General features: G+C 60.7%; 20 protein-coding genes. 7 read left to right on the top strand and 13 right to left on the bottom strand.

The genetic code is table 11. The annotated features are described in order from the left end of the window. Positions 1–36 precede the first annotated feature (36 nt). The 5 genes from Thiofri_RS24300 to Thiofri_RS24280 all read left to right on the top strand — a co-directional run bounded on the left by Thiofri_RS24300 (position 37) and on the right by Thiofri_RS24280 (position 4,302). The gene (locus Thiofri_RS24300; RefSeq protein WP_051023874.1) at positions 37–1,035 is read left to right on the top strand and encodes a DUF3298 domain-containing protein; all 999 of its coding nucleotides are present in this window, start codon (positions 37–39) and stop codon (positions 1,033–1,035) included. A 55-nt stretch (positions 1,036–1,090) separates the two neighbouring features. Beyond that, the gene (locus Thiofri_RS24295) at positions 1,091–1,561 is read left to right on the top strand and encodes a phosphate-starvation-inducible PsiE family protein (RefSeq protein WP_009149322.1); all 471 of its coding nucleotides are present in this window, start codon (positions 1,091–1,093) and stop codon (positions 1,559–1,561) included. Positions 1,562–1,738: 177 nt separating this feature from the next. Then, positions 1,739–3,118 carry a ribulose-bisphosphate carboxylase gene (locus Thiofri_RS24290; protein WP_009149320.1) on the top strand — a complete coding sequence of 460 codons (1,380 nt, stop codon included), beginning with the start codon at positions 1,739–1,741 and terminating at the stop codon, positions 3,116–3,118. A gap of 630 nt (positions 3,119–3,748) precedes the next feature. After that, entirely contained in the window at positions 3,749–3,997 is a 249-nt protein-coding gene (locus Thiofri_RS24285) for a type II toxin-antitoxin system ParD family antitoxin (protein ID WP_009149318.1), read from the top strand. Continuing rightward, the gene (locus Thiofri_RS24280) at positions 3,994–4,302 is read left to right on the top strand and encodes a type II toxin-antitoxin system RelE/ParE family toxin (RefSeq protein ID WP_009149316.1); all 309 of its coding nucleotides are present in this window, start codon (positions 3,994–3,996) and stop codon (positions 4,300–4,302) included. The genes Thiofri_RS24285 and Thiofri_RS24280 overlap by 4 nt, the downstream gene beginning before the upstream one ends. A gap of 285 nt (positions 4,303–4,587) precedes the next feature. Here Thiofri_RS24280 and Thiofri_RS24275 read toward each other — a convergent pair whose 3' ends face one another. The 8 genes from Thiofri_RS24275 to Thiofri_RS24240 all read right to left on the bottom strand — a co-directional run bounded on the left by Thiofri_RS24275 (position 4,588) and on the right by Thiofri_RS24240 (position 11,406). Continuing rightward, on the bottom strand, positions 4,588–5,004 hold the full coding sequence (locus tag Thiofri_RS24275) for a CBS domain-containing protein (protein ID WP_009149315.1): 417 nt from the start codon (positions 5,002–5,004) through the stop codon (positions 4,588–4,590). A 167-nt stretch (positions 5,005–5,171) separates the two neighbouring features. Continuing rightward, on the bottom strand, positions 5,172–5,408 hold the full coding sequence (locus Thiofri_RS24270) for a hypothetical protein (RefSeq protein ID WP_009149313.1): 237 nt from the start codon (positions 5,406–5,408) through the stop codon (positions 5,172–5,174). 21 nt (positions 5,409–5,429) lie between these two features. Then, the gene (gene nqrF, locus Thiofri_RS24265) at positions 5,430–6,650 is read right to left on the bottom strand and encodes an NADH:ubiquinone reductase (Na(+)-transporting) subunit F (protein ID WP_009149310.1); all 1,221 of its coding nucleotides are present in this window, start codon (positions 6,648–6,650) and stop codon (positions 5,430–5,432) included. 9 nt (positions 6,651–6,659) lie between these two features. Further along, positions 6,660–7,271, bottom strand: a complete 612-nt coding sequence (gene nqrE / locus Thiofri_RS24260; protein WP_009149308.1) for an NADH:ubiquinone reductase (Na(+)-transporting) subunit E — start codon at positions 7,269–7,271, stop codon at positions 6,660–6,662. 3 nt (positions 7,272–7,274) lie between these two features. Beyond that, complete coding sequence (locus Thiofri_RS24255) at positions 7,275–7,937, bottom strand: NADH:ubiquinone reductase (Na(+)-transporting) subunit D (protein WP_009149306.1); 663 nt, start codon at positions 7,935–7,937, stop codon at positions 7,275–7,277. Between the two features lie 4 nt (positions 7,938–7,941). Then, positions 7,942–8,808: a Na(+)-translocating NADH-quinone reductase subunit C gene (locus Thiofri_RS24250; protein WP_009149303.1), complete on the bottom strand. Its 867-nt coding sequence runs from the start codon at positions 8,806–8,808 to the stop codon at positions 7,942–7,944. Further along, positions 8,798–10,030: an NADH:ubiquinone reductase (Na(+)-transporting) subunit B gene (locus Thiofri_RS24245; protein ID WP_009149301.1), complete on the bottom strand. Its 1,233-nt coding sequence runs from the start codon at positions 10,028–10,030 to the stop codon at positions 8,798–8,800. The genes Thiofri_RS24250 and Thiofri_RS24245 overlap by 11 nt, the downstream gene beginning before the upstream one ends. Then, complete coding sequence (locus tag Thiofri_RS24240; RefSeq protein WP_009149300.1) at positions 10,027–11,406, bottom strand: Na(+)-translocating NADH-quinone reductase subunit A; 1,380 nt, start codon at positions 11,404–11,406, stop codon at positions 10,027–10,029. The genes Thiofri_RS24245 and Thiofri_RS24240 overlap by 4 nt, the downstream gene beginning before the upstream one ends. Positions 11,407–11,739: 333 nt before the next feature. On the opposite strand from Thiofri_RS24240, the gene Thiofri_RS24235 reads away from it, so the two are divergent. Together Thiofri_RS24235 and Thiofri_RS24230 are read left to right on the top strand one after the other, a co-directional pair. After that, on the top strand, positions 11,740–13,125 hold the full coding sequence (locus Thiofri_RS24235; RefSeq protein WP_009149295.1) for a DUF3422 family protein: 1,386 nt from the start codon (positions 11,740–11,742) through the stop codon (positions 13,123–13,125). Positions 13,126–13,220: 95 nt separating this feature from the next. Further along, a complete protein-coding gene (locus tag Thiofri_RS24230) occupies positions 13,221–14,666 on the top strand; it encodes a TrkH family potassium uptake protein (RefSeq protein ID WP_009149293.1) in 1,446 nt (481 codons plus the stop codon). Positions 14,667–14,685: 19 nt separating this feature from the next. Here the strand turns inward: Thiofri_RS24230 and Thiofri_RS24225 are convergent, their stop codons facing one another. The 5 genes from Thiofri_RS24225 to Thiofri_RS24205 are packed head-to-tail and all read right to left on the bottom strand — an operon-like array spanning position 14,686 to position 20,289. After that, positions 14,686–15,465: a hypothetical protein gene (locus Thiofri_RS24225; protein ID WP_009149292.1), complete on the bottom strand. Its 780-nt coding sequence runs from the start codon at positions 15,463–15,465 to the stop codon at positions 14,686–14,688. Positions 15,466–15,509: 44 nt separating this feature from the next. Continuing rightward, positions 15,510–17,423 carry a VWA domain-containing protein gene (locus Thiofri_RS24220; RefSeq protein ID WP_009149290.1) on the bottom strand — a complete coding sequence of 638 codons (1,914 nt, stop codon included), beginning with the start codon at positions 17,421–17,423 and terminating at the stop codon, positions 15,510–15,512. 31 nt (positions 17,424–17,454) lie between these two features. Beyond that, positions 17,455–18,138, bottom strand: coding sequence for a sensor histidine kinase (locus Thiofri_RS24215; protein WP_009149288.1), 684 nt, complete (start codon positions 18,136–18,138; stop codon positions 17,455–17,457). Positions 18,139–18,151: 13 nt separating this feature from the next. Further along, on the bottom strand, positions 18,152–19,762 hold the full coding sequence (locus tag Thiofri_RS24210; RefSeq protein WP_009149286.1) for a tetratricopeptide repeat protein: 1,611 nt from the start codon (positions 19,760–19,762) through the stop codon (positions 18,152–18,154). Then, entirely contained in the window at positions 19,759–20,289 is a 531-nt protein-coding gene (locus tag Thiofri_RS24205; protein ID WP_009149284.1) for an acetate and sugar kinases/Hsc70/actin family protein, read from the bottom strand. The genes Thiofri_RS24210 and Thiofri_RS24205 overlap by 4 nt, the downstream gene beginning before the upstream one ends. Between the last annotated feature and the right edge of the window lie 160 nt (positions 20,290–20,449).

The raw sequence follows: 20,449 nt of genomic DNA, 5'->3' as shown, positions 1-20,449 counted from the left end.
TTGGGGTTGATTATGTTCAAAGACGTTACGATTGCCATGAAATCCACGCGGAGTCCCATTCTGCCTCTGGCGCTCTGTTCTCTGCTCGCGCTGCCTGCTTCCGCGCAGGCTGCGAGCTTTGATTGCGGCAAGGCAAGCAGCCAGGTTGAGCACCTGATCTGCACCGACGCCGAGCTTGGGTCGCTTGATGAGACCCTGGGCGAGCTTTACCGGCGGGCGCTGGGCGATGCAGGCGGTGCTGCCGAGGCGCTGCGCGCCCATCAGCGCGATTGGTTGGCCGAGCGCAATGGCTGCGACACCACAGAGTGCCTGGCAGATGCCTATCGCGAGCGGGTCGCGGCACTGCGCATTCGCGTCGATGGTCCGCTGGGACCGATCAAGGAGCGGGAACTGCCAGGCGGCGAGGTGGAGATCCTCCAGCAGGGGCCCTTGGTTGAGCTGAAGGCCAAGTATCCGCGATTGGAGGGTGAGGATGTTGCCACCACAAAGGCGAACCGCCAGATCGCAACCTGGGTGCGCCAGCAATTGCAGGATTTCCGCCAGGACTACCTGTCCTTTCTCGACGGCAACCAGGGCGACCACCTCGGCCCGCCCTGGGCCATTGAAATCGACGCGGCACACAGCTATGCCGGGGAGCGCTTCTGGACCCTGGATTTCACCACCTACAGCTACACCGGCGGCGCTCACGGCGCCTTCATCCATCAGGCGCAGGTGTTCAGTCGCGATCAGGGCGAGCCCATTTCGCCGGCAGGGCTCTTTCGTCCGGGCAGTGCCTGGCTGGCGCGGCTAGCCGAGCTGAGCTATGCGCGTTTGTCCCAGCGTGAGCCCTTTGACTCCGACGCCGACCATGACTGGCTGCGCACCGGAACCGCCCCCGAGCCCGACAATTACCAGGTATTGCTGCCGCTGGCCGATGGTCTCATGGTGATCTTTGGTCAGTATCAGATCGGACCCTATGCCATCGGGATTTTCGATGTGCTGCTTGGCTATGATGAGCTGGCAGGGGTGCTGAACCCAAAATGGTTCGGCGATTAATACGGGCCGGCGGGGCCAATGGCGTTTGGGATGGACGTTTGAACAGGAGAGGATGATGGCAACGAAACAACAGGGCCATGAAGAATTGCCGATCGAATCATCAGATCCCGTGCTGCGGGTGCTGCACTGGATTATGCGCGGTGCGGCCTATGTGCTGGCCATTGCCATGGTCGGGGTGATTATCGAGGGCGTGATCAGTGTCATTTATCAACTCTATCAGGCCCTGACCTCGGCGCCTTTTTTCATGGTGCCGGATATCGTCAAGACCTTCAGTGGTTTCTTGGCGGTGCTGATCGCCTTCGAGATCTTCGCCAATATCACGCTCTATATTCGCTCCGATGTGTTTCCGGTGAAGCTGGTCATCGCCACCGCGCTCATGGCCATCGCGCGGAAGATCATTGTGCTCGATATGAGTCAGTACAGCGCGCTCGATCTGATCGGGATGGCGGCGGTGGTCATTGCTCTGGGCGCGACCTACTGGCTGGTCTCGCGCATCGACCAAGGGCCTGGGATCAAGGCCGGGTAATCTGATTGTTCGGGTTAACGCGGGATCAGGCGATAATTGTCATTTGTCAAGGGTTCGGTGCTGGGTTAGGGTATGGCCCTTTTTTGACCATGGTCTTTTGGATAACCGCCTGATGTGAGAGCAACTTTTCACAAAGACCAGAAGATGACCACGATAACCTACTGAGGAACTATCCGAATGGCACTTGACCAATCCAAACGCTACGCCGATCTCAGCCTGAACGAAGACGAGCTGATCGCCGGCGGCAATCATATCCTGTGCGCCTACAAAATGAAGCCGATGGCCGGCCATGGCTATCTCGAGGCCGCTGCGCACTTTGCCGCTGAGTCCTCCACCGGCACCAATGTGGAAGTCTGCACCACCGACGACTTTACCAAGCACGTCGATGCGCTGGTCTATCACATCGACGAGGCCACCGAGGAGATGCGCATCGCCTACCCGCTCGAGTTGTTCGATCGCAACATGATCGACGGGCGCATGATGATGGTGTCCTTTCTGACGCTCACCATCGGCAACAATCAGGGCATGGGCGACATTGAACATGCCAAGATGTACGACTTCCACGTCCCGCCGCGCGCGTTGCAGCTTTTCGACGGCCCGGCGACCGACATCAGCAATCTGTGGCGCATTCTCGGCCGTCCGGTCAAGGATGGCGGCTACATTGCCGGCACCATCATCAAGCCCAAGCTTGGCCTGCGCCCGGAACCCTTTGCCGAGGCGGCCTATTCCTTCTGGCTTGGCGGCGACTTCATCAAGAACGACGAACCCCAGGGCAACCAGGTGTTCTGCCCGACTAAAAAGGTCATTCCACTGGTGGCCGATGCCATGAAGCGCGCCCAGGACGAGACCGGTCAGGCCAAGTTGTTCTCGATGAACGTGACCGCCGATGACCATTACGAGATGTGCGCGCGCGCGGATTTCGTGCTCGAGACTTTCGGCTCCGATGCCGATAAGGTGGCACTGCTGGTCGATGGCTATGTCGGCGGGCCGGGCATGGTCACCACCATTCGCCGCCAGTACCCGGATCAGTACCTGCATTACCACCGTGCCGGCCATGGTGCCATCACCTCGCCGAGTTCCAAGCGCGGCTACACAGCCTTTGTACTGGCCAAAATGGCGCGCCTGCAAGGTGCTTCAGGTATTCACGTCGGTACCATGGGCTACGGCAAGATGGAGGGTGACGCCAAGGACAAGATTATCGCCTACATGATCGAGCGCGATAGCTGTCAGGGGCCGGCCTACCATCAGGAATGGCTGGGAATGAAGCCGACCACGCCGATCATCTCCGGTGGGATGAACGCGCTGCGCCTGGTGGGCTTCTTCGAGAACCTGGGCCACGCCAACCTGATCAACACCGCCGGTGGCGGTTCTTACGGCCATGTCGATGGCCCGGCGGCCGGTGCGCGTTCCCTGCTGCAAGCCTTCGAGTGCTGGAAAGCCGGCGCCAATCCGCTCGACTGGGCGAAGGATCACAAAGAATTCGCCCGCGCCTTCGAGTCCTTCCCGCACGATGCCGATGCCATCTTCCCCAGCTGGCGCGAGAAGTTGGGCGTTTGATGCGCTAACCTCGGCTTGTCCACCCGCGCCTGGCTTCCCTTCCTCCGCGAAGGGAAGCGGGCTCTTGCAGGCTATCCGGAATTGACTGTGGGGAAACCGTTACGGGGAGTCCAGTCGGACGTGGAACGCTCGGTCGAACTCGCCTGCCCCGAGCTTGCGCAACAATGTTGGAAATTTGCGCGCCGTTCCGCGCACCCTGAACTCATTGGATGAGCTTGCGGTGGAGGGACTGACTCCCCCGTCTGTCCGTGGCGAGCCCAACACCCCCACTCTCGGACAACTTGCCGCCATATCGAAGGTTCAACCGCAGCACCTGCGCCGGGTCAGGACGAGCTCCTAAAGCGACTGCTCGGGTTGGACCAGCAGGGGGCAGACCGAACGCTGTCGACATCAACCGGTATTTGCACCTTGCGCTTGCCCGCTTTCAACCCGAAGCGGTCATTCAGCCCTATGGTAACGCCTATCCTTCGTTTCCCTGCTACCCCGCACGTTTCTCAGCGGTAGTCACCGAGTGCGGATAGCACATGCCAGGTTGGCTCGCTGGTTTCTGGTACGTCACTTGAATCGAGAATGATGAAGCGATATTGTCTATATTCATACTGGCTGAAATCGAATAGTTAGATCTACATTATGGCAACCACCAGTCTGAGCCTAGGTAGGCACGTAGAGGCATTTATTAGGCGTGAGGTCGCAAGTGGCCGCTACGGGTCCCCGAGTGAAGTAGTCCGTGATGCACTGCTGCACTTGGAAGAGCGCAACAGCAAGCTTGCGGGCCTGCGCGCACATCTTGTCGAGGGCGAAGCGCAGGCCCTGCGCGGCGAGTTTGTTGCCGACTATTCAATTGATGCGTTGCTAGCCGAATCTGATCGGGAGGCATGAACAGCTCATTTCGGATCACACCACGGGCGGCTAGCGACTTACGGGACATCGCCGGGTATACCTTGATGACCTGGGGCCGAAAACAACGCGATGATTACCTGCGAGAACTGGACAAGCGCTTTAATTGGCTGGCTGAGAATCCCACACGCGGCAAGCCTCGCGAGGACATCAGGGAAGGGTATCGCAGCTATTCGCAGGGCTCGCATGTGATCTTCTACCTCGTTCGAGATACCTGTATAGACATCATTGGCGTTCTACATCAGCGTATGGATGTATTAAGCTACTTCGACGAGTCGGATCAATAGTTTTGTTACCGATATTTTGGTCATTTTCAATAGGCAATGGGTGCCGCGATACGCTAAACGCTTTTTTTTTTGGACGACAGCACTAAGTGCAAATTGATCAACTCCTAACAGCCGAAGCGGCCACGCGCTGCTGACATCGCCAGAACCGCATGCCTTAACCAACAGTAGATTCCGAATACCCCTTTTTCATGCCGAGACCTCCGGGGTATTGCGTCCAGCGACTAGACCCCGGATTACCCGGGGCTGGCAGGGCAATCGCGTGCGGTCGGGAGCAGCGAGCGAAGGCTAGGCGCGACTGGCGTCGAGTTCCCAGCCTGATTCAAGTTGGCGCAGCACGTCGCGGCGGCTGACGATGCCGATCAGGCGGCCGTTTTCCAGCACTGGCAGGCGGCGCAGGTGGCTGGTGGCGAAGCGCTCGGCAATCTCGACGGCGGGGGTGTCGGCAGAGACGTTGATGACTGCCGGTGTCATGAAGCTCTCCACCTTGCCGCCGCTCTCGCGGTAATAGCTCGCATCCAGCGCGACCTTCAGGCAATCGCGCTCGGTCAGCATGCCGACCAGATTGCCGAGTTGGTCGAGCACGGGTGCGCCTGAGATGCGCTTGTCGATTAGTACGCGCACGGCCTCCAGAATATCCATGTCGGGACGAAAGGTCACCAGGCGCTGCGACATGATCTGCTTGGCGGTCTTGGTTTCGGGCATCTTCCTGTCCTCCTCGGGTCGGGCCAAGGCTTGCCGGAATTCGGCCTGAGCCTGGGTCCGGGCCTGAGCCTTAGGGTTGTCGTCGCTGTTGTTCGAGTCGGAAAGCGGTCTTTTGGGTCTGATCTGGCGGCCTGATTCCCCGATCTGATTCCCTGATCTGACCTGGGTCAGCCAGCGTCGACGGCTGCCGAGTTGCGGTTGTCAGACCCGCCCTCGGCAGCGCTCTCGCGCTGGCAGCGTCGTCCTTGGGCGCGGCAGGCGCCACCGCAGTCGGAGCTGATGCCGGGCAGATGCGCGAGACCGCCGCAACTGCCGGCGATACCCCGACCTCCGCGCAGCACGCCGATCGCCATGCCGAGAAAAGCGAGCAGGAAAATCAGCAGTGCGAACCCAAGCTCGAGCATGGCTTTGCGAGTCCCGCTTTCTCAGCCACCGAAATTGTCGAGCAGGATGTTGTCGTCCTCGACGCCCAGATTTTTCAGCATGCCGATCACGGCGGCGGTCATCATCGGTGGGCCGCACATGTAGTATTCGCAGTCCTCGGGCGCCGGGTGCTCGCTGAGGTACTCATCGAAAAGCACCTTGTGGATAAAGCCGGTTGATCCCTGCCAGTTGTCCTCGGGTTGGGGGTCGGATAGGGCGATGTGCCAGCTGAAATTCTCATGCGCGGCAGCCAGACCGTCGAAGTCTTGTTGATAGAAAATCTCACGCTTGCTGCGCGCGCCATACCAGAAGCTGATCTTGCGCTGTGAATCCAACCGTTTGAGCTGATCAAAAATGTGGCTGCGCATCGGCGCCATGCCGGCCCCGCCACCGACGAAAATCATCTCCGCCTGAGTGTCCTTGGCAAAGAACTCGCCGAAGGGGCCTGAGACGGTCACGCGGTCACCCGGTTTCAAGCCAAAGATGTAGCTCGACATGATGCCCGGTGGCGCGTTTGGCTTGTTCGGCGGTGGGGTGGCGATGCGCACATTGAGCATGACGATGCCCTGCTCGCCGGGGTAATTGGCCATGGAGTAGGCGCGCATGGTCGGTTCTTTGGTTTCGGCCACATAGCGCCACAGATCGAATCTGTCCCAGTCGGCGCGGAAAAGGTCGGGGATGTCGAAATCGCGGAAGGGCAACCGGTAGGGTGGGCATTCAATCTGGATATAGCCGCCGGCGCGAAAGTCCATCTGTTCGCCTTCGGGCAGCTCCAGCACCAGTTCTGTGATGAAGGTCGAGACACTGCGGTTGGAGCGCACGCGGCAGTTCCATTTCTTGACGCCGAACACCTCGCGCGGCAGCTCGATGCGCAGATTCTGCTTCACGCCAAGCTGGCAGCACAGGCGATAGCCCTCGCTCGCCTCGCGTTTGCTGATCAGGCTGGCTTCGGTCGGGAGCAGTTGGCCGCCGCCCTCGAGCACCCTTACCCGACACTGGCCGCAGGTGCCGCCGCCACCGCAGGCCGAGGAGACGAACAGTCCGGCCTCGGCCAGGGTGCCGAGCAGCTTGCCACCGGGGCGGGTGCGCAGTTCGCGTTCGGCGTTGATGTCGATGACCACATCGCCGTTTGGTACCAGATGCCTGCGCGCGCTCAGAATGACGGCAACCAGCAGCAGGATGACAGCGGTGAAAACGAAAATACCGAGAGCGATATCAAGCATGACGCGCGCTCAGAGCTGAATGCCGGAGAAGGACATGAAGGCCATGGCCATGAGTCCGGTGGTGATGAAGGTAATGCCTAGCCCCTGCAGGCCAGCAGGCACATCGCTGTATTTCAGTTTTTCCCGGATTCCAGCCAGCAGCACAATGGCCAGCGCCCAACCGACGCCACTGCCGAAGCCATAGACCAGGCTTTCGCCGAAGTCATAGCCGCGTTCCACCATAAAGAGCGAGCCGCCAAGAATGGCGCAGTTGACAGTGATCAGTGGCAGAAAAATGCCCAGGGTGGCGTGCAGCGCGGGAAAGTAGCGATCCAGAATCATTTCCAGGATTTGCACCATGGCGGCGATGACGCCGATGTAGGTGATCAGGCCAAGAAAACTCAGATCCACCTCGGCCAAACCCAACCAGGCCAGCGCGCCGTCGCGCAACAGGTATTCGTTGATCAGGTAATTGGCCGGCACCGTGATGGTTTGCACGACGACCACCGCGATGCCAAGCCCCAGCGCGATGGAAATGCGCTTGGAGACCGCCAAGAAAGTGCACATGCCGAGAAAAAACGACAGCGCCAGGTTCTCGATGAAGACCGCCTTGAAGAGCAGGGAGAGGTAATGCTCGAGCATGGCTTACAACACCTCCGTGCGATGGACGATGTGAATCTGGTAATCAGCCTTTTCCGACTGCTCTGGCTTCCAGGTGCGCAGGCCCCAGATCATCAGGCCGATGATGAAAAAGGCGCCGGGGGCGAGCAGCATCAGGCCGTTGGGTTCGTACCAGCCGCCGGCGCTGGTTAGCGGCAGGATTTGCAGGCCGAGCAGGCTGCCGGAGCCGAACAGCTCGCGGATAGCACCGACCGAAATCAGAATGACGCTGTAGCCGATACTGTGACCGACAGCGTCCAGCACACTGGGCCAGGGTGGGTTCTTGGAGGCAAAAGCCTCGGCGCGCCCAAGCACAATGCAGTTGGTGATAATTAGCCCGACAAAGACCGACAGCTGCTTGGACAGCTCATAAGCAAAGGCCTTGAGCACCTGATCGACCAGAATCACCAGGGAGGCGATGATGGTCATCATCACAATAATGCGAATGCTCGCCGGCAGGTGGCGGCGGATCAGGCTGACAATCAGGTTGGAGCCGACCAGCACGAAGGTCAGCGCCAGACTCATGGTGATGGCCGGCGCCAGCTTGGTGGTGACCGCCAGCGCCGAGCAGATGCCGAGAATCTGGAGGGTGATGGGGTTGTTATCGACAATGGGCGCGATTAGCAGTTTGCGCTGGGTGGCATCCATGGACTTAGCCCTCCGTTGGCTGGCCGGATCTGGCCAGGGTGTCGGTCAGGTCGCCGCTGCGTAGTCGCTCAAGAAAGGGCCCGAAGCCCTGCTGTCCGAGCCAAAATTGCATCAGGTTGGTGACGCCATTGGTCGTTAAGGTGGCGCCCGAGAGACCATCGACGCGTTGATCGGCATTGGGTGCGTTGGGATCCACTGGCCCCTTGGCGACCCGGATGACCGGTTCGCCCTTGGCATTGATCAGCGTCTTGCCTGCCCATTTGGCCTGCCACTGAGGGTTGGCCACCTCGCCGCCGAGTCCGGCGGTTTCGCGCTGCTCATAAAAGCTGAGTGCCCGCGCGCGCCGACCATCAGCTTGCACGGCGATCAGCCCATGCATGGTGGACCAGAGCCCATAGCCATAGACCGGCAGAATGATGGTCGCGAGCGTTCCGTCATCGGCACGCACCAGGAAAACCGGCATCTGGTGCGGGCGGCGCTGAATGCCGGCGATGTCCTGCTCGCCAAGCGCCAGACTTGCCAGGGGATCGCGGCCGGCGTCGCGGTAAGAGTAGCTCATGGGGTCGGGGTGATCGACATAGCTCCCGCTGTCGAGATCGACCAGACGCACCTCAATGGCCTTGAAGGCGCGCTCAACGTCCTGACCGGCGGCGTCCAGACCAGCCACGCGCAGAATTTCGCGTTTGAGCGCAAGGCTGGCATTACGCTCCTGTAGCGGTCGCAGGCCCACGGCAGCCGCCGAGACCACCACCGAGCAGGCCAGGCACAGCACCAGGGCTACGGCGACCGTCTTGAGCGGATCATCGTTCGGGCGGGCAAACAGCCTGGCCAGCGGATTCATTGCGGCAGGCTTGGCAGTCTCAGACGACATGGCGTTTTGCCCTCCGGCGCACATTGGCCTGCACTACGAACCAGTCAATCAGGGGTGCGAACAGGTTGCCGAACAGAATCGCCAGCATGATGCCCTCGGGATAGGCCGGATTCAGCACCCGGATCATGGCGGTCATCACGCCGATCAGAGCGCCATAGATCCATTTGCCGGTTTCGGTCATGGAGGCTGAGACTGGGTCGGTCGCCATATACACCAGCCCGAAGGCATAGCCACCGAGCACCAGGTGCCAGTACCAGGGCATCGCCATGGCCGGGTTGCTGTCGCTTGGAAACAGATTGAACATCAGCGTGGCGCCGATCAGTCCCAGCAGCACTCCGGCCATGATGCGCCAGGAGGCCACCCGGGTCAGGATCAGAAAGACTGCGCCGAACAGAATCATCAGGGTCGAGGTGCTGCCGATGGCGCCCTGGATGGTGCCGAAAAAGGCATCCCACCAACTGATGCCGGCGGTGGTGATGGCGGCGACGCCACCACTCGCGGCCAGCATCAGGGGGGTAGCACCACTGAAGCCATCGACCGCCGTCCAGACCGCATCGCCGGAGATCTGCGCCGGATAGGCGAAGAACAAAAACGCCCGCCCGACCAGGGCCGGATTGAGGAAATTCTTGCCGGTGCCACCGAAGACTTCCTTGCCGATGACAGTGCCGAAGGAGATGCCAAGCGCCACCTGCCACAGCGGAATGGTCGGCGGCAGGGTGAGCGCGAACAGAATGGAGCTGACGAAGAAGCCCTCGTTCACCTCATGGTTGCGCACCATGGCGAAGAGCACTTCCCAGAAGCCGCCGGCGGCCATGGTGACAATGTAAATGGGCAGGAAATAGGCCGCGCCATACCAGAAGTTGTCCCAGACACTCGCGGGATCATGGCCGCCGGCGCCGAGCCAGCCGATCAGCATGCCGCGCCAGCCCTCGACCTCGCTAACACCCATGGCTGCCATGGCGGTGTTTGCCTGCAAGCCGACGTTATACATGCCAAAGAGCACACAGGGCAGCACCGCGAGCCAGACGAAAATCATCACCCGTTTCAGATCAATGGAATCGCGTATGTGGGGCGCGTGGGCGGTGACGGTTGCGGGGGTGAACAAGAAAGTGTCCACCATCTCGTAGAGGGCGCCGAACTTCTCGAAGCGTCCGCCGCGCAGAAAATGCCGCTCGTGGCGGTCGAGGAAGCGTCGCCCTCTTTGAACGAGTCCCTTGCTCATTGATGCTCCCGCCAGATAGCGTTCAGGTTGCGCCTCAGCATGGGGCCAAAATCATGCTTGCCGACATCCACATAGCTGCACAGGGCGAGGTCCTCCTCGTCGAGCTCCAGCGCGCCAAGGGCCTGGGCGGTTTCTGTATCATCCACCACCAGGGCGCGCAGCAGCAGGGTTGGCAGAATGTCCAGCGGCATCACCCGTTCATAGGCGCCGATGGGCACCAGGGCACGCGGGCTGCCGTTTAAGTTGGTGTTGAAGGCCAGATTCTCAGGTGCGCCCAGACTGCCGGCATAGACCTTTTGCGCCGAATACTTGCTGAAACCCAGCCCCAGCCAGCCCAGCCACTCGCGCGTGCGATACTCCGGCAGCACACTAACCTGGTTGTGAAACCGCCCGAGATACGCGCTGTGGCCCACCGCCTGGCGCCCGTCGAGCGGGGAGCCGCTAATCACCCGCGCCTCGTGCTCGCCAGCCAGCGACCCGGCGACCAGCTCGTTGGTCGATGCGCCCATGCGGGTGCGCAGCAGCCTTGGGCGCGCGACCATGGAGCCGGCCAGGCTGATCACTCGCTCCGGGTCGATGCGCCCGGTCTTGAACAGTCGCCCGATACCAATGCAGTCTTGATAGCCGATGTGCCACACCGGTCGCTCTAGGCTGGCGCCGTGCAGAAAATGCATATGGGTGCCAACCAGGCCGGCCGGATGCGGCCCGGCAAACTCGATTTGTTGAATACGCGGCTCGACGGGCAGCTCCAGCGCCGTCTCAGGCGCCGTGCAGACATAGACTGGCCCGGCGGTGAGCTTGGAAAGCACTAGCAGGCCATCGGCAAAATCCGCCGCCGCCTCGGCGAGGAATAGCCGTGGATCAGGCGCTAGTGGCCGGGTATCCATGGCGGTGACGAAGACCGCCGCCGGCTCGCTGTCTGGCGGCGGCACCCGACCGAAAGGGCGCGTGCGCAGCGCGAGCCAAAAGCCGGATGCGAGCAGATTCTCGCGCACCTGCGCGGCATTCAAGCTGGCCAGCTCCGCGCGCGGGTAGTGATTAAAGGTCTCGCAGGCCTCGCCTTCGAGCCGAATCACGACGGATTCCAGCAGCCGGCGTGGGCCGCGATGGATGGCCTCGACCACCCCGGCACCGGGAGACGCGCACAGCACCTGCGAATAGGCCTTGCCACAGGAGAGCGGCTGGCCGAGCTTGACCCGGTCGCCCGGTTGCACCAGCACCTGCGGCATGCGCCGCGGGCGCAGTACGTCAAAGCCGCTGACCGCAACCCGGGAAATCGCAGCAGCCGGTTCAATCTGGCGCTGATCCGGAGCGCCAGCGAGCGGCAGGTTGAGTCCGCGCTTGATGCGAATCCGTTTAATGTCGCCGTTCGCCATGATGTCAGGGATACTCCGACTCGCGATGCTGCGCCTTTGCGTGAATCACATGAATTCTCTCCGGGCTGGCGGGAATCTTGAGTCTTAGTATCGCGGAATCGTGCCCCAGGTCGCAAATCATCGCGAACCCTTGAACAGGATTTTCGTCATTCGTCACGGCATTTTAGTGCGGTGCTCCGTGACTCAGGCTTCTTGCAACCCGGCGACTGATGGGGCATTCGGGCCTGGCGAAACCCGCATCGGCGCCGAACCGGGCCTGACAGCTGCGGCGGATTCACGCGATAATGCCGTCTTGCCTGTCTTTAAACCTAGCGCCTTGCTGAGTCTGATCCTATGTCCCTGCCCTTTCGCGGCCATCCGCTGCGCCATGCGCTGACCGATGAACTGCACGCGCGTACCTTCGAGCCGCTGCGCGCTCCTGCGCGGGTGGCGCATCTGGCGGTACTGTGCGGGGAGCGCGGTAGCGGACGCAACGACCAGCATCTCAAGCGCCTGTTGGCGCATTTCGGCGCGGCCGTGCCGCAGGAGCCTGGTCAATATCACTACGCCCGGCTTGGCGGCCTGCATCTGCGCTGGGAGCGGCATACGGAGTTCGTCACTTACAGCTTTGCCAGCGAGGAAGACGTCAGCCAGCCATTCGCGCGCAGTCCGCTCGATGATCTGCCGGCCGACTGGCTGCGGGAGATGCCGGGCGAGGTGATCAGCTCGGTGTTGCTGGTGCTCGAGCCACGCGATGCGCCGGAGCGCGATACCCAGGCGCTGACGGCGCTGTTTGGCGGCAACTCGGTGCTCGGCTCGCTGGTGGTCGGGGGTGCCGGGCTGGCCTACTCAGACATGCGCATCCATGACGATGACCATGGCCATCTTCTGTTGCGCGACATTGGCCTGTCGGAGGCCCAGGCCGGGCGCCTGGTCAAGCGCGTGCTGGAGATCAACGCCTATCGCACCATGGCACTGCTGGGTCTGCCACTGGCGCGGCGGGCCAACGCCCTGTTGAGCGATGCGGACCAGCGTCTGACCCAGGTCGCTAAGGCAATTGCCCGCTCCAGTGCCAGTCGTGATGCCGGCGGCGATGCCAGTTCCGATAGTGGCCGCCGCGCCGCTGACCTGAGGGTTGAGAAAATCCCGCAGGAGCGTGAGTTACTGGGCGAGCTGACCGCGCTTGCCACCGAGATCGAATCGGTCGCCGCCCAGACAACCTATCGCTTCGAGGCTTCCAGCGCTTACTATCGTATTGTCGAGCAGCGCCTGACGCAGTTGCGCCAGCAGCGCATCGAGGGCCTGCAGACCTTCAATGAATTCCTCGAGGCGCGCCTGGCCCCGGCGGTGGCGACTTGCGTGTCTACTGGTGAGCGTCAGCAGCGGCTGGCCGAACGCGCTGGACGGCTGATCGCCCTTTTGCGCGCGCGCGTAGAGCTGAGCCTGCAAGAGCAGAATCGCGGTCTGCTCGACTCCATGGACAGGCGCGCGCATCTCCAGTTGCGGTTGCAGGAGACAGTCGAAGGCTTGTCCGTGATCGCCATCAGCTACTATGGCGCCGGACTGGTCGGCTATCTGCTCAAGGGTCTGGAGGCCTCCGGTTATCCCGTCAACCCGACCCTGGGTCTTGCTGTTGCTGTGCCGGTCATCGCTGGTCTGACCTGGTTCCTGCTGCATCGCACCAAGCGGCATTTGCGCCGCGAGGCCAAGCCGGATTCGCCGGTGGAGCCCGGCGGGTGAGACTGACTAACGAGAATGACCGGCTAAGATTGACCGGCCAGGACTGGCCGACACCCGCGACCGGGCAAGCAGCCTAAACGAACACGGAGCCGCGGATGCACTGGCGCGCTATTTTCCGGCTGTTCGGCATTTTGCTCATGCTCTACAGCCTGAGTTTTCTGCCCTCCCTTGGCGTCTCCCTGTTTTACGGTGACGGCCAGTGGGAGGTGTTCGGCCTGTCGGTGCTGGTGAGCACCCTGGTCGGCGGGGTGCTCTGGCTGCCCAATATGCGTGCCAAGAGCAGCCTGACGGTGCGTGAGGGCTTCTTGATTGTCACCCTGTTCTGGGTGGTGTTGGGCCTGGTGGGGGCGCTGCCCTTTCTTCTTGGCCTGGAGCTTAGCTTGACCGATGCCGTGTTCGAGTCCATCTCCGGGTTTACCACCACGGGCGCGACCGTGATCATCGGGCTTGATGAACTGCCCAAGTCGATTCTCTACCATCGCCAGCAAATTCAATGGCTCGGCGGCATGGGCATCATCGTGCTGGCTGTCGCCATTCTGCCGCTGATGGGGGTCGGCGGTATGCAGCTCTATCGCGCCGAGGCATCGGGCGTGGCCAAGTACGAAAAGCCCACCCCGCGCATGGCCGAGACCGCGCGCGCCCTATGGCTGCTCTATTTCGGGCTGACACTGACCTGCGCGCTGTTTTATTGGTTTGCCGGCATGACCGGCTTCGACGCCATTGGTCATGCCTTTAGCACTGTGGCCACCGGCGGTTTCTCCACCCATGACGCCAGCTTTAGCTACTTCAACAGTCTGACCATTGAGACCATCGCGACCGTGTTTATGCTCATCGGTGGGGTCAACTTTGTCGTCCACTTCATTGCATGGCGCAAACATGATCTGAAAATTTATATCACTGATCCGGAGGTGCGCACCTACGGTCTGATTTTCCTCGGGGGTGCCTCCGTGGTGGCGCTGAGTCTGTGGTGGGCGGGTGTCTATGGCGATGGTTGGGAGGCATGGCGCTATGCGGCTTTCCAGTCGGCCTCGGTCCTGACTGGCACTGGCTACAGCACCGCGACCTTTGCCGCCTGGCCGCTGCATGTGCCCATGAGTTTGGTGATTCTGGCCTTTGTCGGCGGCTGCGGAGGTTCCACCGCCGGCGGTCTTAAGGTGCTGCGGGTGATGCTGCTGGCCAAGCTCGGGGTGCGCCAGTTGTTCCAGCTTGCGCACCCACAGGCCATGGCAACGATCAAAATCGGCAAACGTCCAGTGCGCGATGATGTGCTTTTTTCAGTCTGGGGCTTCTATGTGCTCTATATCGTCACGGCGCTGTTGCTGACCCTCGCCATGATGGCCACGGGGCTGGAGCTGGAAACGGCCTTCGGCGCTGTGGTCGCCACCATTAATCTGCTCGGCCCCGGACTGGGCGAGGTTGCCACGAGCTTTACCACCATGGACCCGGTGGTGAAATGGCTGGGGGTGTTCGGCATGCTCGCCGGGCGGCTGGAGATCTTTACCCTGCTGATTTTGTTCTTGCCGGCTTACTGGCGGCATTGATGGCGGTCTTGGCAGTCGCTCAGCTGTCCTTGGGTTTGTCGTCATCACTCTGCACGGAGTCAAACAGGTCGGCGAGTTCCTCGGTTTCGTCCTCGTCGTTGTTGGAGAAAATCAGAGGCTCCTCTTCGTCGCCCTCGGTCTCGTCCCGCGCTGCGTCGATGTCGTCAAAATTCTGTTCTGCCTCCGGTGGCTCAGAGGACAGAATATCGTTGATCTGGTCTTCGAGGCTTTCCTCTTCTTCGGGCTCCTCGGTCGGGCGCTCTCCAGTGTCTTCAGGGGGTGGCTCCTCGGCGTGCTGGAACTTGTTGAAGGTGGCGTCGTACTCCTCGAGCAGGCGCTCGATAATTTCCTTGTTGTGCTCGAGTTGCTGGCTGAGTTCAGTGTTCTCGGCCTGCAAATCGCCCGCAACGGCGCTGTCCTCGTTGGCGCTCTCTTGCAGCTCCGCCCAGGGGGTGAGCACCTTGCGCAATTCATCGGGGATGTCAGCAAGGGATTTGCCGTCTTTGTTGAGGTAGATGTTGAGCATGGCGTCATAAAAGGCCTGCTCCCGCGAGAGAAACTGATTCACCGTGGTGGTGAGTTGGCGGCCCTTGAGCTGCGCATTGGCCTGAAACAGCTTGGTCAGACTTTCCCGGCGTGACGGTATTTCGCTCTCTACCGACTGGTGCAACTCGGCGGTCTGAGTCTCCTGGGTTCTGGCGGCACTGCGCTGGCGCCGGCGCACAATAAACAGAATGACCGCCGAGGCCAGAGCAAACTCGGCGGACATGATCAAGCTGGCAAGCTCGAGCGTCGTCATTCCTTGGCATCCTCGTTTTTGTTGGCGGGTGGGTGTGTGCCGGCTCAGTCGGCTAGTTCCGTGCCCTTTTTATTCTTGGCGGCCTTTTTGGATGCCTTGGCTTCCTTGGTCTTTTTGGTGGCGGGCTTATCGGAAGGTGTGCGCGTGATGAACAGCACCAAGGTCATGAGTAGCGCGAAGGCTGCCGTTCCGCCGCCGACCACGGCCGCGAGCAGGGTCCAGGAAATGCTTGCTTCGCCTGTCGCGGCCGGTGGCTCCTGTTCTTGTCCGTCGTCGAAATCGAAAACGAAAGTTTCTTCCGGCGGCTCGAGCAGAAGGGGCTCGCCAGCGACGGTTTCAGCCTTCAGGCGCGCGCTGGCGCGGTAAGTGCCAGCCCGGGTGATTGGGATGTCGTAGGTTGCGGAGCCGTTGGTCAGGGCGTTGAACTCCAGCACCGCCTCCGAGCCTTCGGGACCTTTGAGACGCAGATAGCCAAACAGGCTGCCGGGACGAATGAGGTTGGACTCGAACTTCAGGCGGATATCAAGGCGCGCCTCGCCAGTTTGGCCCTCCGCAGGCATTTGGGGTTCGTATTCGAGTGTCAGCGGTGTGCCTGTAACGCGCAGGCCGCGGGTGAGTTGTCGCTGAAAGGTTGCGCTTTCCAGCAGGACTCGCAGTTCGTAGGTGCCGGGCTCGAGGGTGCCGGCCTCGACTTCCATCCGGTAGGTCAGGGATGCTGGATCAAGCGGCAGAATCAGCGATAGCGCAGGGATGGCTGCGGCGGATTCGGGGGCGGGCGCGGTCAGATCGGTCGTGCTCATGGGCGCGGACTCGACCGGCGGTTCGCCATCCTCGGGGCTGAGATCAAAGACTGCTTTGGCGGTGGCAAGCTCAAGAAAGTCCTGGATTTTAATCGGGGCGCCTTTTTCCGTTGGCCAGACGTCGAGGAGAAAGCTCGCCTGGTTGGGGATGGCGTTTGGTAGTGGCTCCATGGCCAGGTTGAGGTCGGTCAATACCGCGACCCGGTTGTCCGGGTCCAGGCTGCCCTGCAACTCCCAGTCGCCCGTTGACGGACTGGTGATAGTGACCAGATCGTAATCCCGCGCGTTGTTCCAGGTGACCTGGGTCTTGCCGTCCAGTGGAATACGCCCGGCGGTGATGGTCTTGCCAGCAGGGGTGATCAAGGAGACCGGTGAGTCTGGGGCATGAAAGGCCAGCAGAGTAAACTCGCGCACAGCCGAGTCGATGGTGAATCGGTTGCCTTCGATTGGGACAGTAGTGGGTGGGGCGGACTGTTCGAGCATGCGCAGGAAGGCGCGCTGCAGGGCTGCCGCATTGTTGGCAACCTCGAGCCAGCCTCCGGTTTGTACGGTGAGCGCCTCGACCAATGCCGCGTCGACTTGGTCGGACAGGGCCACCACATGGGTTTTCACCTTGAGACTTTGCAGCCGGGGGATGATGGTTTCCAGGATGCGCCGGCGCGAGGCGGCATCGCTGTCTTCACCAGAGGCATCTTGGGCGGCGTCGGGTACATCAACCAGGCCATCGGTGAGCAGAATTAGATGGCGCTGTTCATCGGCTGCGGGCGGCTCGGACCAGCCCGCGAGCGCGGCATCAATGGCCGCTTCGATATCGGTGAAATTGCCGTTGGAGTGAATGCGACGCAGGCGCTCGCGGGTTTGCGCCCTCCAGGCATCATCAACCGCGCCAGGGGCAACCAAGGGCTCGGGGCGATCAGCGAACAACCACACGCCGGACTGGTTGCCACTCGGCAGCAGCTCGCTCACCAGTCGCAGCGCGGGCACGCGCAGATTTTGCGGGTCGTTTTCGCGCATGCTGCCAGAGACATCAATCAGCATCCGCAAATCGCTGCTGGCTTGAGTCAGTAGAGGGCTTGCCAGCAGCGCGAGGCTGGCAACAACTTGAGCAGCGGTGAGCAGAGCAGAGGCAAGACCTCTGGAGCGAAACTGTCGAGGCATGGCGGGATCTGTGCGCGGTGTTTGACCTGCTTTATGGTAACCAGAGCTCAAAACAACCGCCAGGCAGGCTACAGCCATTTTTGACTTCGATATGGCCTTTGCGTTCGCCAGAGCGATGCAGGGCGCTGATTTTTTCAGCAAACAGCAGGCCGAGTCTGGTGCGACCCGACGCGCGCGGGTTGACCGCGTGGAGCTGGTCGTTGGTATCGCTACGGTGGAGCAGTTCAGGCGGGAAGCCCCGGCCGTCGTCCTCGATGCGGATGACCAGAAACCCGGAGTCTTCACGCGCGGAGACTTGAATGCGCTCCTTGGCATAACGCCGCGCATTGCCAATGGTGCTGTCGATGACGCTGCGAACCATCTCGAGGTCAAAGAAACCGTTGAGCATTGGGTCGCAGTCATAGCTGAGTTCGACGCCAAGCGCAAGGCAAACAGTGCGATTGTTCGCCATGCACTCGATGAACATCTCTTCGATGTTGTGTTCGTCGATATCGACCGTCAAGGCACCATCGCCAAGTTTATACAGAGACAGCAATTGCACCAGATTATGATTGACACGCTGGACTTCATGTTGAAGCAGACTGGGCTGACGCGAATCGGCAAAGCTGTTTTCGTCGTTGCCAATCATCTCGGCCAGGGTGGTCGATATTAGACTCAAGGAATTCTTGATGTCGTGAATCGACGACGCCAGCATGTCGGAAAAATCCATCGCCATGATCAGGTCTCTCTTACTTTGACATCAGCCGTTGCAGGTGCGCAGAGATGTCGGCCAGTCGCCAGTCATCGGGGGCCGCGGCGCGCACATGCTCGACGTAGCTTCGCACCAAGCGAATATCCTCGGCCTGCGCGCCCTGTTGTTCCATTTTCATGATAATCGCTTTGGCGACATTGAGGTTCACAGTTTTATTGCCAGGCATTTCATCGGCGGCCCTGCGCAGCAGTTTGATCGCGGCGTCATACTCGCCCTGTTTGATCAGGCGCACACCAGCGTTGTTGACCTTGATGATATCCTGTTGGACTTTGTGAATTTTCTTGTCGCCCTCATCGCCCATGCCGGCGCTCTTGCACACCTGCTTGACCTGAGCAATGAAGGCGTCGTCATCGTGATTATTGGCGATAGAGCTTTGCAGCATGGCTTCTGCTTTGTCCTTCTGACCGATTTTCGCATAGGCTTTCACCATTTCCAGCCCGAGCTCTGATGCCTCGGCGCCGCTGGCATCTCCCATGGCCTTTTCGGCGATGGCTAGGGCGGCTGCGGCCTCCTTGAGGTTGCCCTGGTTGGCCTTGATCATGGCGTCCGCCGTAGCTTGATAGAACTCGGCATCCTCGTGACCGGAGAAATTGCGTTCGATCTCGTTGACCACCTTGGTGGCCTCGGTATGCCGGCCATTGGCCGTGAGCGATTTGGCCAATCCGCTGTGGATTAACGGGTGATTGTACCTTGAGTACTTGGCCAGGTTCACGGCGCGGCTGAAGGCCTTTTCCGCCGTCTGGGTGTTACCGCTATTTAAAGCGACGTTGCCGAGTTGAATCTGGCGTTTCAGCCCGCGCGGCGAGATCTGCACGGCCTGTTCCAGCAGCTTTTCGGCCTCCTCGACGCGGCCCTGTGCCATCAGGGTCTGCACAAGAAGGTCGTAGGCCTGCATCATGAAGCGATCATCGCTAATGATGGCGCGCAGGGTGGATTCGGCCTGGGTGTAGTCTTTCTTTAAGAACTGCACCTTGCCAGCGCCGAGTCGCGCCCAGCGGATATCCCGGTCGTTGAGAATTTCTTGATAGACCTTCTGTGCCTGGTCAAGCTGATTACTGCTAATCAGGGCCTGGGCCTTGACCTTGAGCAATTCCAGGCGGTTCCTGGGCTCATTGACCAGCAAGGTATTGATTTCGCGCAGGGCTTTCGCGTAATCCTTGGCGACTAGCGCCTCATTCACACCTGATAGCTGCGCCTTTTGTTGGATCAGCTTTTCGAGCCGGGTTTTCAGCAGTTCGGAGGTAAATGGCTTGGTTAGATAGCTGTCTGGCACATACTCCACTGCGGCCAGGACCATCTCGCGGGTGTTTTCTGCGGTCAGCATTAAATAAATGGTATCGACGCCGATGAGTCCCTGCTCGCGAGCTTCTTCAAGAACCTGCTGCCCGTCCTTGCCTTCGCCGAGGTTGTAATCGCACAGAATGATGTCGGGGCGGCGCTTGCGCATCAGCGCCAGCGCCTCGTTGCCCGTGGCGGCTAGGTCGAAGTCAGTCACCGCCAGAGAACGCAGAATGCCGCGCAGCACCGAGCGCATGTCAGCGAAATCGTCGACGACCAGAAATTTTTTTTGACCGAGAGTTGGTGTCATTCTGATTCACGCTCAATGAGCTTGCCAGGGATTCCTTCAGGGTTTCCGGGTAGGGTATCGTATTGCGCCGGCCGGATAATACTCTTAATAGAGTAGACCCTAAGCCACCGCAGCGCGAGCCGGGATCTCGAGCCGACATCTCGAGCCGGAATCTGGCGGCTCCTTGCCTCGTCCTGCGTGATCGGTTGCGGCTCTCGACAGCCTTGGCCATGAGTCGGGCCATTCGGTCCGGGCAGGCTGACCAGTTCCGGTTTGAACTGGGCGCGGATGCGGTAGTCGTCGTGCTCGGCACCCGCCTCGCCAAACTCCTCCAGCGCCACATGGCCGATCAGCGCCTCCTTGCCATCGCGGTAGAGGATCGCGGTGGCGATGCCGTCGCGGCCGTTGCCGAAATCCACGCCCACCGGATCTTCTTTATCGCCTGGACACTTGGTGACGTAGGTGTTTGAGGTGCCGAAATCGATGGCCAGGACTGGCTGGGCCTCTGCCGATGGCCGGGTAGTGCTAAGAATGCTGTTTTCGGACACGGCCTTTCTCCAAGACGCGGCCATTCTGGATCACCGGCTGGTGCTCGATCAGGACGGTGTCGCCGTGTCGGAATTTTTTGCGGGTTCCGTTCCGTGGCGTACAGAGCGGCACGAAAAACTGGCGCGGATTTTATTGTGCTGGAAGTTCTTATGTGCGTTA

The organism is Thiorhodovibrio frisius (assembly GCF_033954835.1).
Classification (GTDB): Bacteria; Pseudomonadota; Gammaproteobacteria; order Chromatiales; family Chromatiaceae; genus Thiorhodovibrio; species Thiorhodovibrio frisius.
Note: the sequence above shows the minus strand (reverse complement) of the source record. Positions and strands in the feature narration are given on the sequence as shown.